Below are 14,829 nucleotides of genomic sequence, written 5' to 3'. Positions count from 1 at the left end.
GGGTTTTGTATGAGGCCATCAGGTCGCCGCTTCAAGTCCGGCTGTTGTCGTCGCCGGGTTCGCCACCTGCATGGTTGCCGTTGTCGTCACCAGGCTCGCCGCCGGCGTGGACGCCATGATCGTCACCGGGCTCGCCGCCAACGTGGACGCCATGATCGTCACCGACCTCGCCGCCGGCGTGGACACCATGATCGTCACCGACCTCACCGCGGGCGTGGTTACCGTGATCGTCACCGACCTCGCCGCGGGCATGGTTACCGTGGTCGTCTCCTGCCTCTGCATGGGTACCACTGCGACCGGAGTTCGAGCTTCCAGATCCGGCATGGCCGGAATTCCCATTGCCATGGTCGCTGCCGCTGTGACCACTGTTGCCGCCATCGCCATGCCCACTGTTGCCGCCGCCACCGCTGCCACCGCCGTTGCCACCGCCGTTGCCGCCACCGCCGCCGTTGCCACCGCCGCCGCCGCCGCCGTTGCCGCCACCGCCACCGCCGCCGTTGCCGCCGCCACCGCCGTTGCCGCCACCGCCGCCGCCGCCACCACCGCCGTGACCACCACCACCGCCACCACCATCCTTGGCATAGGCGCTCGAGTCATGGGAAATGGAGTCAGGTATCAAAACAGTGGAAGCCGAGAGGACGCCACCGATTGCCAGCGCCAGTAAACCTCTCTTGAAAAGCGAGTAAGTGTTCATCGTGCATTCTCCTGGTGATTGACCGCGAACAGTGCAAACGCAATCAGGTTGCAATCCGGGAGCAGCATGGGAGCAACCCCTGAGCGTTACAGTGTCTTCTGAAATATCGGCGTGGGAAAATTTCCCACTTGTTGTAAGTTAGCCTTTTCTGGCTCAGGGTCAACCCGCGCAGGAGAAAGCCGACCGCCGGTTGGGGAGATGGAAGGAGAGGGGGCTGAATAAACGAACGCGAAGGCGGGAGAGTGCGACACGATTTCGAAAAAAAAGTCGCAAACCCCCGTGGCTTATCAGGGCTTGCGACTCTTTGCCAATACGTCCCTCAAGCGCCCGGGACGTTTTCCATGGGTATGCTTGCCGTATCCATTGCGGAACGTGCGGGCCTAATTCCGTACCTCAGCCGCGTCGACATCCGGTGCGTCCGGGGCGTCCGCCACATCCTCTCTGGCTGCGTTCGCCTCAGCTTTGGCGGCGTCCCTGGCGGTATCTGCAGCAGCCCTGGCGGCGTCTCTGGCTGCATCCGCGTTTGCCTTGGCGGCGTCTCTGGCCGCATCTGCCGCAGCCCTGGCAGCATCCCGGGTTGCATCTGCGCCCGCTACGCCAGCCGCTTTTGCAGCGTCCCGGGCTGCATCCGCCTCAGCTCTGGCGGCATCCCTGGCGGCGTCTGCAGCGGCCCTGGCAGCATCCCGGGCGGCATCTGCATCAGCTCTTGCAGCGTCTCTGGCTGCGTTCGCATCGTTTCTGGCAGCGTCCCTGGCAGCATCGGCGGCATCGTTGTCCGCGTCGTTGTCATGCGCATTGCCCGGGCCTCTGTTACCGGCCATACCACCATGGTCAGCGTCGCCGCGTCCCGGGCCGCCATGACCGTCACCGTCATGGCCTGCAGCACCATGATCGCCACCCTCTCCGTGGCCGCTGCCGCCATCACCACCGTGTCCACTGCCTCCGGAGCCGCCGTTGCCGGAGCCACCGTGACCACCGCTGTTGCCACCGCCATGGCCGCCACTACCGCCACCATCCTTGGCCTGCACACTGGAGAAACTACTGATGTAATCGGGCACCAGCACAGTCGATGCCGACAGGACTGCGCCAATTGCCAGAGCCAATAAACATTTCTTGAGCAGCATGATGCACCTCCGCTTGACGTTGCGTACCCATCTCCATATCGAACGCAACGTCCAGTGAGTTCGCAGCCGCCCATTGGAGCGGCCAGCCAACCGGCACGGCCATCAATCTGCAGCGATAACAAGCGACTGCGGTTCCGTACGATCCTTCAGAGCCAGTCAGCATCATATTGTGGGAAATATTCCCACATAAATAGGTTATTGCTGTCAGCCCGGGTGTCAACGACTTTTCGCCTGATTCACCGAATATATGTGAATTTGGTATCAGTGCTATGTGATTGGCGCTGTTTATCGATTAATTCTTGAAAGGTAGTTTGTTTCTCGGCGATATCAGCCAGCGCCTCCACAAACATCGAAATGTCAGGAATTTTTCCATGATGCGAACCACGTTGAAGGCCACGTTCATGGCCGCCATGATCGGCATGTCCGGTGCCGAAGCCGAAGCGGGCGACTACAGGCAGAATCCATTCACGTTGACCTACGGTGGCGCGCTGACCAGGAACGAACCGGGCAAGGTCAACATCCATCCGGTCACTTACACACTCAATGGCCTGGACATTGCCGCCAACGTTTACACCCCGGCGAACTATGACGCGGCGAAAAAGTACCCGGCCGTCGTTGTGGCGCACCCCAATGGGGGCGTAAAGGAGCAGGTCGCGGGCCTGTATGCCCAGCGTCTGGCGGATCAGGGCTACATCACGATCACGGCGGATGCGGCCTACCAAGGGGCCAGTGGCGGTGAGCCGCGCAATGTGGACAAACCGGCGCATCGCATCGAAGACATCCATGGCATGGCGGACTTCATCGCCGGCTATCCCGGCGTCGACAGCAAGCGCCTGGGCTTGCTGGGGATCTGTGGCGGTGGTGGTTACTCATTGGCGGCGGCGCGAACCGACAAGCGCTTCCAGTCGATTGCGACCTTGAGCCTGTTCAACTCCGGGCTGGTTCGGCGCAACGGCTACCAGGATTCGCAGCTGTCGACGATTCAGGAACGCTTGCAACAGGCGTCGGCGGCCCGCGCGCAGGAGGCGGCGGGAGGGGAAGTGCTCTACGTCGGTGATGCCAGGCTGACCGATGAACAGATCGCCAAGCTGCCGTTTGATCTGTATCGACAGGGCTTCGAGTACTACGGCAAGACCCACGCGCACCCCAACTCGACCTTCCGTTACACCCAAAGCAGCCTGATGGACCTGATGAGTTTCGATGCCACGGATCAGATCGAACTGATCGACAAACCGTTGCTGATGATCGCGGGCAGCAAGGCCGACAGCCTGTACATGTCGCAACAAGCCTTTGCCAGGGCCACCGGTACCCGGGACAAAAAACTGTTCACCATCGAGGGCGCGACCCATATCGACACTTACTGGGTGCCTGCGTATGTGGACGTCGCCATGGGCCAGTTGACCGCGTTTTACGCCAGAACGCTCTGACTTGAAGGGATATCTCATGCTGAAAAATACCTTGATAGGCATCGCCGTGTGTGCGGCGGCCCCCTTTGCCGACGCCGCCGGTGCAGACAATGCCGGTGAATCCCGCCGGACCGGGCAGCAGATCAGCCGTGCGGGCACTCAGGCTGCGGTGGCGGGACCTGCGGATTTTTTCACCGGGCGGGTTCGCGTCGATCCCTTGTTTCCCGCCACGGACGAAATCAATGCTTCCGGCGCTTATGTCAGCTTCGAACCGGGCGCGCGCTCGGCCTGGCATACCCACCCCGCAGGACAGCGATTGGTGGTGACTTCCGGCGTGGGACGGGTCCAGGAATGGGGCAAGCCTGTGCAGGAAATCCACCCGGGCGACGTAATCGTCTGCCCGCCGGGCGTCAAGCACTGGCATGGCGCCGCTCCGTCGAGCGCCATGACGCACCTGGCCGTGACGGGGTCGGTGGATGGCAAGAGTGTGCAATGGCTGGAGAAAGTGACCGACGAGCAATACAACGCCCAGGTTTCGATGGCACCGAAAGCCGAGCCTGCGACCCCACCGGTGTCCGAGACGCTGTCCGCCAAACAGCGGGCTATCCCGTTGATCGCCGCCGCCATGGCCACGAGCAACCTGTCAGCGCTCAATGCCGCTTTGAATCAGGGGCTGGATGCGGGCCTGACGGTCAGCGAGGCGAAGGAAATTCTGGTGCAGCTCTATGCCTACAGCGGTTTTCCTCGCAGTCTCAATGCACTCGGTGAACTGATGAACGTGGTCGAGGCACGCAAGCAGCGCGGCGTTCAGGACGATCCGGGACGCGAGCCCGGTCGCGTTATTCCCACCGGCGACGAACTGCTCGCGGTGGGCAAAGCCAACCAGACGCGAATCGCCGGAGCACCTGTCCAGGGCCCGCTGTTCGACTTCGTTCCCGTTATCAACCAGTACCTGCAGGCGCATCTGTTCGGCGACATTTTCGAACGCGACAACCTGGACTGGCAAAGTCGTGAGCTGGCCACCGTTGCAGCGCTTGCCGTTACCCCCGGTGTGGAGTCACAACTGCGCTCGCACATGGCGGCCAGCCTGCGGGTCGGCCTGACCACTGCGCAGTTGCATCAACTGGTTAAGTTGCTGGCTGACCAGGGTGATGCCGCCGCGGCCAAGCGTGCCGGTGAAGCGCTGGAGAGCGTCCGGGCTAATCAACCCAAATAGCGCAAGGCTTCGCGCAGCATGGTGAAGGCCGGTGAGCTCTGGCGCCGACTCGGATAATAGAGGTGGTAGCCAGAGAAGGGTTCGCACCAGTCTTCAAGCACATGAACCAACCGGCCTTGCGCGACGTGCTCCAGCACCAGGTCCTCCGGCATATAGGCCAGTCCCAGTCCCTGGAGGGCCGCCTCCAGGCGCATGGCGATGTTGTTGAATACCAACTGGCCTTCGACCCGTACGTTCAGTTCTTGCCCGTCTTTTTCGAACTCCCAGAGGAGCAGGCCGCCGTAAGTCGGCATGCGCAAGGTGATGCAGTTGTGCACCATGAGGTCACTCGGGATCACGGGCCTTGGGTATCGAGTGAAATACGTCGGGGAGCCCACCACCGCCATGCGCATGTCAGGGCCGATGCGCATCGCGATCATGTCCTTGGCCACTTGCTGACCCAGCCGTACGCCGGCGTCGAACCCCTCCGCCACGATGTCCGTCAGGCCATAGTCGACAATGATTTCGATATTCAGATCGGGATTGTCCGGCAGCAGTTTGGCGAGCACGGGGTGCAGGATCGTGATCGCCGAATGCTCGCCCGCAGTGATGCGCAATTTACCGGCGGGTTTGTCGCGAAATTTGCTGAGTAACGCCAGCTCACTGTCAATTTCTTCAAACCGGGGGGCGATCACCCGCAACAAGTGCTCGCCGGCTTCGGTGGGAGAGACGCTGCGAGTGGTGCGGGCAAGCAACCTGACGCCCAATCGCTCCTCCAGCTGACGCATCGCCCGGCTCAAGGCCGGTTGAGACATGCCAAGCCTGGCGGCGGCGCGGGTGAAACTGCGTTCCTGGGCCACAGCCGAGAAGATCGCGAGTTGGTCGTAGCTTTCGACGGTCATTTATCCGCCCCTGTTATAAACAGTTTGTGATTATGCCACCTATGCAATTGATCGTCCTTTCCCTCGGCCCGCGTCATGCCGTTCTGTAGGAGCGAGCTTGCTCGCGATGGTCGCTAACGATTACGCGTGTTCACTGGTTAAACGCAGCGTTCTTGAGTCCATCGCGAGCAAGCTCGCTCCTACAGTTTCCTTACCGGGGGCGTGCGGCGGATGAGTTTTTTTATCATGCAAAGGAGAGCAAGATGAGCTACTTGACGTTCGAACGATAGGTCGCAATCGGCTGGCGTGAATGCAGGGGCCGGAGGAGGCGTTTTGAAACCGTTCCCGCCTGGCACTTCAACGCTGGACCTGTTCCTTCAAGCATGCCTGCCACGCCGTGACGCGGTTCCGCCCACCTTGACGGAAAGAGCAGTCATCCCGGGCATTCCCAATGCGCGTTACAGGCTGGACCACGACCTGACCCCGTTCATGCAGGATGCAGTTGAGTCCAACAAACGGGAGAGCGAGGTGCTCGCCAAGGCCGGAAAGCCGAACGACATCCTGCCGCTGGCAAATATGCTGGCCGTTTCGGGCGGCGGCGATGCCGGCGCATTCGCGGCGGGACTGATTGCCGGATGGACCACCCATGGGACACGGCCCATGTTCAAGGTTGTCACGGGCATTAGCGCTGGCGCCCTGGTCGCCCCGTTCGCTTACCTGGGGCCTGAGTACGACGGCGTGATTCGGTATGTTTCCAATGCAATCGGTCCAAAAGACATTTTTCATTCGCGAAGTGTGCTGACCCGTCTTGCCAGCGACGGGATAGCGGACAGCAAGCCACTGGCGCGGCTCATTGCAAAATACGTCACTGCGCAGATTCTGGCGGCGATCGCCACGGAGTACGCCAAAGGACGGATTCTGTTGATCGGCACGACTGACCTTGATTCAGGACGGCCGGTTACGTGGAACATGGGTGCCATTGCCTCAAGCAACGCACCGGGAGCGCTCGATCTCTTTCGCAATATCATGCTCGCGTCGATGAGTATTCCCGGTGCAGTCTCACCCGTCATGATCGACGTGGACGTTGATGGCAAACAGTTCCAGGAAATGCACGTGGACGGCGGGGTCATCACTCAGGTGTTTCTTTACCCACCCACCACCGTGATGTCGCTGAGCAAAGCCGTCGGAGCACCGTTGCGATTCGACCGCCACTTCTATGTCATCCGTAATGGAACACTGGAGCCGCAGTGGTCCGGGACCAAGCGCCGGACCTTGAGCATCGGCGGTCGAGCCATCAGTGCACTGATCCAGACTCAGGGGATCAGCGACCTGGAGCGGATCTACCGCATGGCGCAGCAGGATGGTGCGGATTTCAGTCTTGCGTACATAGGCTCCGACTTTTCCTTTGCGCACACTCGCAAGTTCGATGGCGAGTACATGAAGCGTTTGTTCGATTACGCCTTTCAACTCAGCGCGAAGGGGTATCCGTGGCATAAGTCGCCGCCCTCGGAAAACACTCAGCCACGAAACCCTCGCTGAAGACGACGCTAGCCTTTACCCCCTGGAACACTGCTGCTGTTATCTCCCTGGTTATTGTTGACCTTGACCTGAGGGCCGACGCCGTCTCCCGTACGGAATGTCGGTAACGCAACCGAGTCCACGAATTTCACGCCGTCCCAGCTGGGCAAGGGTGTGGGCATCAACTGGAATTGGCCCGGGTGCTCGGAGTCCCAGCGCAGCAGCATCGACGTGTCTTCATGTTGTGTGTTGTGGCAGTGCTCCATGTAGGTACCGGCAAATTCACGGATATGCATGGCCATTTCGACGTTGTCGAGGCTGTCAGGATCGGGGCCTATACGAAAGATGTCCTTGCGCGCCCCTTTTTCCCATTCTGGGGGTGCTTTGCCGCCTCGACTGAGAATGATCCCTTCCTCGAAGTGCACATGCACCGGGTGATTCCAGCCATTGCCACCGTTCTGGATCTTCCAGACTTCCAGTGTGCCTTCACCCTTGAACCCGGCCGGTGTCGGGCCAGTGGCCAATTGTGGCGCGGCTGAAATCCGCCGCGGGTCCATGTTGAAGCCTGGGCCGCCGTCGGTCTTGATCGTCCAGGGCGCAAAATCGGTGCCGTCGGAACGGCCAAAGATAAAGGTGCGGTGCCGCGCCTGGGCAATCCGGGCGATATCGGCGGGGTCATCACGGTGCAAGGGCAGCGGGATCATGAACTTGCCCTCGGGCTTGCCAGGCTTGGCGGGCTCGAAGTCAACCGGATTCATGCTGACATCCTGGCCGGTGTAAGGCTTGACGTTCAGTTGCATGAACCTGCCCACGCCCGGGTCACCCTTGTCCCACTGTGGTCCGTGGCTGGTTTGCCTGACGACGGGCAGGTACTTCTCGGAGAGCACATCGGCCAATGGAATGTCACCTTTGGGACGCTTGCCGTCTTCATGCTCCTCGATATTGACGAAGAAAATCTTGTCGCCCGGCTTGATGCCGTTTTTCGCGAAATCGATGACGATGTCATAGCGTTCGGCGATGCCCTGCATCGGCAAAATGCCATCGTGGTCCTGTTTGTCGCCGTCGCCATTGAGGTCCAGGCTGCCATCGAACGGCACCGCGTGTTCCATGATATTGCCGTCGTTGGCAATCATGTGGAACGGCACCCGGTTATAGGAAACCCCGGAATTTTTCGGGCCGGGAAACTCGCCGCCATTACCGTTGACCTGACGCACCACCGCCAGCTTGAAGAAGCGCGAAACCGATCCGTTGAGAATCCGGAAGCGGTAGCGGCGGGCACGTACGTCCAGGAAGGGCTTGTACTCCCAGTTGACCAGTATCTGGTCACCGAGAAAACCGTCGGTGTTGAAGGGGTTGAACCACAACTGACCGGCCTGATCCCAGGCCTTGTCGGCGATGGTCAAGTTGATGTCATAGTCACGGTTACCCCAGCCCAGTCCCGAACCGCTGGGCAAGCGCAGGTTGACCCCGTCGTTCACCGACTCGTTGCCACGGTCCACGGCGCTGTAGTAGTTCATCATCGTCGCATTGCCCTTGTAGACATTCTGCGCGGTGAAATCGAGCATGTGGTCGTGGAACCAGTGGGTGCTCATGGTTTCGCGCCAGTCACCGCGGATCTTGATGGTGCCGTGGTTGCAGGTCTTGAGGCCGGGATTGGTGTCGTTGACGAAAAGGGTTTCGCCAGGGTCGCAGGGGAACGCTGCCCGTGCGTCCTCGGCCTTGGTATTGATGGAGTCGTAGCCGGCCAACTGGATCGGCCAGCGATAGTCGTAGTACTGCCCGGGGAAGAAGAACGCGTTGGTAAAACCGTCGCTTTCCGCGGGTGAGTGGCCGTTATGTTCATGGGTGGTGATGGTGTGCAGGCCAAAGCCGCGGTTGGCCGACGGGTCAATGGGCAAGGCATCGTAATGACGCATCAGCATCGCCTGGCCATAGCGTACCTGAAGCAGTTTGGGTGGAAAGGTGCCGTCGAACGTCCACAACGCGTTATGGTCCTGGACAGGGAAGTTGGGGTGAAACTGCACCTGAATGCCCTTGGTGGTGCCCTCATTGGCCGGGTTGCCGTTGGTGTTGTGATAAAGCCCGCCTGGCGCGAATTCCCCCACGGCGTAGTTATGCCGTTGCATGCGATCACGCAAGCCACTGTTGACGTGCGCACCTGCTTGCACCGTCTTGAAGGCGTTGCGCGGGAAAAACTCGTTGTAACGCTGGTGCGACCAGCCTTTTCCCGGTGGCCGGCCTTCTGCGGGCGAACTGACCCGGCGATTGAGGAAATCCTCGATCTGCGCCTTCCAGGGGTTGTAGTCCAGCACGTTGGAGTACTCGGTCGGGAAGGGCGTCAATGCCGGCTGCCTGAGAAAGGCATCCAGCGCATCCGGCGACGGACCGCTGCGCGCCACTTTCAACGGATCTTGCGCCGGTGCCGGCCCCACCGTCGGGACCGGAAACGGAACGGGTGATGGCGGGTCGGCCGCATCCAGTTTGTTCGAGCCGAACTCCTCGAACAGTTCAAGCTTCTGTGAGAACGGTTGAGCCCCGAACACCGGGCTGGCATTGCCGTTGGTGGGGATATTGAAGCCGGTTTGCAGATTGGGTGGCAGCGCATTGTCGGCCAAGGGTGTCTTGCGGTCACCGGCCACGCCATTGGGCAAGTCGAAGGCGCTGACGTTTGCGCGAGGCTGCTTGAGCAAATTATTCAATGCAGCCTTGGGGTCGGCGGGTGGATTGGTGAGCGCCGATGGGTCGGTAGGCGGCGGTGGATCGGTGTTGTCGAGGGGGACTGCCTGGGTCTGGGACAAACCCAGCCCCAGCATGATCGCGGCCGCAGAAATATTCAGCGCCAGCCTGGTTTTGGACAATGGGCCAGGTTTCAACCCTCCGGTATCCGGTTTCATCGCACACACCTCTGAGGGGTTCCTCGGAGTTTGATTCCGAGCCTGGAGGGTGACGACGCAACTTTCTTGCCAGAAGTGACAGGAAGTGAGAATTAGTTCCAGCACCGCGCTTCCTGGTGTGCCGGCGTTTAACGAGCGCATGAAAAACCGGGTTTAAAGCCCCTGTGGCGGGGAGTATCCCCCCCAAAACAGGGTGTACATATCCATTCCTACGGTAACGGACTTTTGTTTCGCGGAAGTACACGGGGCCTGACTGTAGGCGCTGGCTTGCCAGCGAAGACGGCGGTTCAGTCAATAAAGATGGCACCTGACCCAACGCCTTCGCGGGCTACTCCATGACCGGCGCCGGCTCTTCACTGGCCTGGATTTTCGGGGGGTTGATGATCAGCAACAGCGGCATCACCGCCAGTGACAGCACCATCAGCAGCTTGAAGTCATCAAGGTAAGCGATCCAGCTCGCTTGCACCGTGACCATGGCGTCGAGTGTTGCGCGCCCGGACGCGACTATCGGGTCCAGGTAACTTTTTATCGGCCAGGCCTCGAAGGCCCGGTTGAAAGGCGTGACGTAGGCACCGATCTGCTCATGGTTAGCCTGGATGTTCTGGGTCAGCAGCACCGTCACGATGGAGATCCCGACGCTGGAGCCGACATTACGCGCGAGGCTGTAGAGCCCGGTGCCTTCTGCGCGCAGGGAAGCGGGCAAGGTCGCGAAGGCCACAGTGGTCAATGGCACGAACAGCAGGCCCAGGCTGGTGCCTTGAATGAAGCCGACATAGATGATGGTTTGCATCGACACATCAGGCGTCCAGCCGGTCATCAAACCCATCGACAGTGCCGACAATCCCAGGCCCGCCAGCAGCAACAGGCGGGTATCGACCTTGCCCAGCAATTGACCGGCAAGAAACATGGTCAACATCGTCCCCAACCCGCGCGGGCCCATGACCATGCCAGCGGTCAGCACCGGATAGCCCATCAGGGTTTGCAGGTAGGGAGTCATCAGCGCCAGCGAGGCCAGGTAGGTAATACCGACGATGAAAATGAAGATCACGCTGATCGAAAAATTACGATCCCTGAACAGTTTCGGGCTGATGAAGGGGGTGTCGGTGGTAAAGGTATGGACCACAAACACATACAGGGCGACGGCGGCCACGATGGCTTCGATCAGGATTTCACCGGAAGCGAACCAGCCCAGTTGCTCGCCTCGATCGAGGAACAGTTGCAGGGCCATGATCGCTACGCTCAACGAACCAAAGCCCAGCCAGTCGAGGCGTGACGAGGTGTCGGTCGAGGTTTCGCTGACGTAATAGACGATCCCGGCCAGTGCCAACAGGCCAATGGGCAGATTGATGAAGAACACCCATCGCCAACTGAAATGCTCGGTCAGCCAGCCACCGAGCATCGGGCCCAACACCGGGCCGACCATGACTGACACCCCGAACAGCGCCATGGCCGATCCGCGTTCCTTGAGGCTGTAGATATCCAGCAGGATGCCCTGGGACAAAGGCACCAGGGCTGCACCGGCAAGTCCCTGGAGCAGGCGGGCGAGGATGATTTCTTCCAGCGACTGCGCCAGGCCGCACAGCATCGACGAGACGACGAAGCCGATGATGGCCCAGATCAGTACGCGTTTGCGCCCGAAGCGCCGGGCCAGAAAGGCCGAAGGCGGTGTCATGATCGCAGCCGCAACAATGTACGACGTCAGCACCCAGTTGATCTGGTCCGAACTGGCCGAGATGCTGCCCTGCATGTAGGGCAGGGCGACGTTGGCAATGGTGGTATCCAGCGCTTGCATGATCACCGCCAGCACGACGCAGGCGGTGATCATCCCGCGATGGGCCACCGGTTCTGTCGCCGGTGCATTACTCATGGGCGGCGGTCTTGCTGGCCAGCAGCCCCGAGAACGGCAGGCCTCGAGCCGAACCGGTATCGATCTGTGCCTGCACACTCATGCCGGTACGCAGCGGCGGTTTCTCATCGGCATCGTCGATGCTGATGCGCACGGGAATCCGTTGCACGACCTTGACCCAATTGCCCGTGGTGTTTTGCGCAGGCAACAATGAGAAGCTTGAACCCGACGCCGGGCTGATGCTTTCCACGGTGCCGTGCCACTCGACACCGGGGTAACTGTCAACGCTGATCTCCACAGGTTGACCGGGCTGCAGATGGGTCAGCTCGGTTTCCTTGGGCGACGCCGCGACCCACAGGTGATCGGCCGACACCAGGCTGATACCCGATTGCGGTGGTTGCAGGTAGGAACCGACTTGCAGCGAATCAACGTTGGTCACGATCCCGTCGAACGAAGCCCTGACCACCGAGTTGTTCAAATTGCGCCGGGCTTCGTCGACGGCAGCCTGGGCCTGTAGATACGCGGACTGTTGTTCGACCGGGGTTTCAATATGTCCACCCAATTGCGCCAGCACCATTTGTGCAGTGGCTTTGGCCACGGTGATTTTTTGCCGGGTGCTGTCCAGCGCATGTTTGGCATCGTCGTAATTGGTTCTGGACACCGCGGAAACGCCGAGCAGGGTTTGCTGGCGCTGGAAACTGGTCTGGTAGTACGCGAGGTCGATTTGTGCCTGATCGATCTCGGCCAGCGCCTGGTTGTAATTGGCCTTGAGATTGAGGATCTGATTGCGCACGTTGCCCAGTTGCGCCTGGGCACTGGCCAACGCAATCTGGAAAGGCTCGGGCTTGAGGGTGAACAGCACCTGCCCCTTGACGACCCGCTGGTTGTCTTTGACGTCGACCGAAGCGACGAGGCCCGAGACGTCCGTGGATACGCCGACATGATCGGCTTGTATGTAGGCATTGTCGGTGGAAATGATTTGCCCGCCCGTGACATACAGATAGCCGCCGACCAGTAGCGCGAGGGGCAGCAATGCAAAAAGCGCCATTCGCAGCCGCCGGCGTTTCGGGTGGGCAGGGGGCACATCGCTTTGGTCGTTCCCGGTCTGCCCGAGGTCCGGTTGACGCGCCTCGGTCGAGGCAGGGGATTCGAGTCGTGACGTCGCCGGTTTCACGGATGGCCCGGCAGGGGACTTGAGACGTTGATCAGTCATGACGACGCGACTCCTCATCGATGGGAAGGCTGCAAGCCTGAATCAGGTTGGACCTCATCCGCTTCATCATCTGCAGCAGCAGTTGTTGCTCTTCTTCAGAGAATCCGTCCGTGGCTTCCATTCGGGTGGCTTTGCCCATCTCACGCATGAGCTGCAACAGCGGATGGGCCTGCTCCGTCAAAAACAGCAAGGACAGGCGCCGATCCGTGGGGTGACGGCGTCGCTCCACCAGACCGCGCTCCGCCATCTTGTCCAGCAGGCGCACGAGGGTGATCGACTCCAGCTCCAGCAAATCCGCCAGCCCTTTTTGATGGATGCCTTCATGGGTCGACAACATCGCCAGAACCTGCCACTGCGAGCGAGTCAGGCCCACATGCCGCGCGCGCTGCTCGAATCGTTTGCGCATCAACCGGGCGCTGTCGTGCAGGGCAAAGCCCAGTGTCAATGTGTCTGTCATGTCGGGGCCGATGGCTAAGAAGTTAGCTCATGATAGGTTAGCTTGTAATTAGCAGGCTATCTAAAAATGCGAAAATTTTAATGTATTTGACCCATTGCAGCCTTTCGGGCTTAGCCAAAAGCCAGGGCTCTGGTCGCACACATTTGAAATGCACGGCAATGCTCGCCACAATCGCGCCCCGATCCGGCCACAGGTGCCGGACGTTCGTGGTGAAAAGGGGCAGCCGTTGAACGAACAGACATTGTCCATGCGCCTGGAGCGCGTGGCCGGGCATGTGCCAGCCGGTGCGCGTCTGGCCGATATCGGCTCGGATCACGGCTACCTGCCGGTGGCGTTGATGCGTCGTGGCGCCATCGCGGCGGCGGTGGCCGGCGAGGTGGCATTGACACCGTTCCGCGCGGCCGAACGTACCGTGCGCGAGAACGGCCTGGAGCCACGGATCACCGTGCGCCTGGCCGATGGCCTGGCGGCGATCGAGCCGGCAGACGGGATTACGGCGATCAGTATCTGCGGCATGGGCGGCGAGACGATCCGCGACATCCTCGACAGCGGCAAGGCGCATCTGAGCGGGCAGGAGCGCCTGATCCTGCAGCCCAACGGCGGCGAGCAGCCACTGCGCCAATGGCTGATGGAAAATGGCTACCGCATCTTCTGCGAGGAACTGCTGCGGGAAAACCGATTCGACTACGAAATCATTGTCGCCGAGCGCGCCGGGCCGGTGACGTATACCGCCGAGGAACTGTACTTCGGCCCGCTGCAGATGCAGGCCCGCAGCCCGGCATTCCTGGCCAAGTGGCAGCGCCTGCTGCGCCAGAAACAGAAAACCCTGACCAGCTTCGCCCGGGCGCGGCAGGCCGTGCCCGAGGAAAAGGTGCAGGATGTTGCGCGGCAGGCCCGGTGGATCACCGACCTGTTGGCTTGAACCCGGCCCAGGGAGAATCCACGGCGCTGTTCACTGCTTGTAGCCAATCTGGCGCAACAGGTTCCTGCGCCACAGGATGTCATCGTCGCCTTCAATGTCCTTGGCACAGAAGCCATCCACGACGCCCAGGATGGCTCGCCCTTGTTCCGTCTCGGCGAGAATCACTTCAGTCGGATTGGCCGTTGCACAAAAAATACGGCAGACCTCTGGCACCATTTTGATGGTGTTCAGCACGTTCAGCGGATAGAAACCGTCGCCCAGGAAAATGATGAAGCTATGACCTGCGGCGATGGCTTTCGCATTTTTCTGCGCCAGTTCGATCATTGAAGTATCGGTGCCCGACCATCGCACCAGGCACTTGCCGGAGGCCTCGCAAAAGGCCACGCCAAACTGGATACCCGGCACCGTATTGACCAAGGCTTCGTGGATATCCTCGACGGACTTGATGAAGTGGGTCTGACCCAGAATGAAGTTCGTCTCATCCGGCTTTTCGATTTTCCACGTGATGAGTTGCATCTCGAACGCCTCCTTTCACAATGTGGCTGCCAGAGTCGGGTAACAGAGCAAGCATAGCTACTCAACGGGCCACTGATTGCCTTCGGGCCGCCTTATCAAACCGGCCGGTTGAGCACCAGCAATCGTGCTGCCAATGCCGTCTAAGGGCTGGATTTGATAGCAA

The 14,829-nt window shown here is 60.5% G+C and carries 12 protein-coding genes; 5 read left to right on the top strand and 7 right to left on the bottom strand.

All coding sequences use genetic code 11. The annotated features are described in order from the left end of the window. Nucleotides 1–31: 31 nt before the first annotated feature. Complete coding sequence (locus BJ917_RS32510) at nucleotides 32–694, bottom strand: hypothetical protein (RefSeq protein WP_177435559.1); 663 nt, start codon at nucleotides 692–694, stop codon at nucleotides 32–34. A 788-nt stretch (nucleotides 695–1,482) separates the two neighbouring features. Between BJ917_RS32510 and BJ917_RS32610 the strand changes: the two genes are divergently transcribed. The 3 genes from BJ917_RS32610 (at nucleotide 1,483) to BJ917_RS04560 (ending at nucleotide 4,440) form a co-directional block, all read left to right on the top strand. Then, nucleotides 1,483–1,800, top strand: coding sequence for a hypothetical protein (locus tag BJ917_RS32610; RefSeq protein WP_158602466.1), 318 nt, complete (start codon nucleotides 1,483–1,485; stop codon nucleotides 1,798–1,800). A gap of 389 nt (nucleotides 1,801–2,189) precedes the next feature. Then, the gene (locus BJ917_RS04565) at nucleotides 2,190–3,245 is read left to right on the top strand and encodes an alpha/beta hydrolase (RefSeq protein ID WP_096510637.1); all 1,056 of its coding nucleotides are present in this window, start codon (nucleotides 2,190–2,192) and stop codon (nucleotides 3,243–3,245) included. Nucleotides 3,246–3,264: 19 nt separating this feature from the next. Next, nucleotides 3,265–4,440: a carboxymuconolactone decarboxylase family protein gene (locus tag BJ917_RS04560; protein WP_121103095.1), complete on the top strand. Its 1,176-nt coding sequence runs from the start codon at nucleotides 3,265–3,267 to the stop codon at nucleotides 4,438–4,440. On the opposite strand, the gene BJ917_RS04555 is transcribed toward BJ917_RS04560, so the two are convergent. Continuing rightward, nucleotides 4,428–5,321 (bottom strand): LysR family transcriptional regulator, encoded by an 894-nt coding sequence (locus BJ917_RS04555; protein ID WP_121102239.1) that lies wholly within the window; start codon nucleotides 5,319–5,321, stop codon nucleotides 4,428–4,430. The two genes, BJ917_RS04560 and BJ917_RS04555, sit on opposite strands and share 13 nt — an antisense overlap. 312 nt (nucleotides 5,322–5,633) lie before the next feature. On the opposite strand from BJ917_RS04555, the gene BJ917_RS04550 reads away from it, so the two are divergent. Further along, nucleotides 5,634–6,839 carry a patatin-like phospholipase family protein gene (locus tag BJ917_RS04550; protein ID WP_096510641.1) on the top strand — a complete coding sequence of 402 codons (1,206 nt, stop codon included), beginning with the start codon at nucleotides 5,634–5,636 and terminating at the stop codon, nucleotides 6,837–6,839. An 8-nt stretch (nucleotides 6,840–6,847) separates the two neighbouring features. Here BJ917_RS04550 and BJ917_RS04545 read toward each other — a convergent pair whose 3' ends face one another. From BJ917_RS04545 to BJ917_RS04530, 4 genes are all read right to left on the bottom strand, one after another. Continuing rightward, nucleotides 6,848–9,712: a multicopper oxidase domain-containing protein gene (locus BJ917_RS04545; RefSeq protein WP_121102237.1), complete on the bottom strand. Its 2,865-nt coding sequence runs from the start codon at nucleotides 9,710–9,712 to the stop codon at nucleotides 6,848–6,850. 328 nt (nucleotides 9,713–10,040) lie between these two features. Continuing rightward, nucleotides 10,041–11,579: a DHA2 family efflux MFS transporter permease subunit gene (locus tag BJ917_RS04540; protein WP_121102235.1), complete on the bottom strand. Its 1,539-nt coding sequence runs from the start codon at nucleotides 11,577–11,579 to the stop codon at nucleotides 10,041–10,043. After that, nucleotides 11,572–12,771, bottom strand: a complete 1,200-nt coding sequence (locus BJ917_RS04535) for an HlyD family secretion protein (RefSeq protein WP_121102233.1) — start codon at nucleotides 12,769–12,771, stop codon at nucleotides 11,572–11,574. Before BJ917_RS04535 ends, BJ917_RS04540 begins: the two co-directional genes overlap by 8 nt. Beyond that, nucleotides 12,764–13,228, bottom strand: a complete 465-nt coding sequence (locus BJ917_RS04530; protein WP_096510649.1) for a MarR family winged helix-turn-helix transcriptional regulator — start codon at nucleotides 13,226–13,228, stop codon at nucleotides 12,764–12,766. The genes BJ917_RS04535 and BJ917_RS04530 overlap by 8 nt, the downstream gene beginning before the upstream one ends. Nucleotides 13,229–13,454: 226 nt before the next feature. On the opposite strand from BJ917_RS04530, the gene BJ917_RS04525 reads away from it, so the two are divergent. Continuing rightward, nucleotides 13,455–14,150, top strand: coding sequence for a tRNA (adenine(22)-N(1))-methyltransferase TrmK (locus BJ917_RS04525; RefSeq protein ID WP_305955475.1), 696 nt, complete (start codon nucleotides 13,455–13,457; stop codon nucleotides 14,148–14,150). A 30-nt stretch (nucleotides 14,151–14,180) separates the two neighbouring features. Here the strand turns inward: BJ917_RS04525 and BJ917_RS04520 are convergent, their stop codons facing one another. Next, nucleotides 14,181–14,666: an adenosine-specific kinase gene (locus BJ917_RS04520; protein WP_096510653.1), complete on the bottom strand. Its 486-nt coding sequence runs from the start codon at nucleotides 14,664–14,666 to the stop codon at nucleotides 14,181–14,183. Between the last annotated feature and the right edge of the window lie 163 nt (nucleotides 14,667–14,829).

Origin of the sequence: Pseudomonas sp. WPR_5_2 (assembly GCF_003634475.1) — a bacterium.
GTDB classification, from domain to species: domain Bacteria; phylum Pseudomonadota; class Gammaproteobacteria; order Pseudomonadales; family Pseudomonadaceae; genus Aquipseudomonas; species Aquipseudomonas izuensis.
This window is presented reverse-complemented; position numbering and strand designations above follow the sequence as displayed.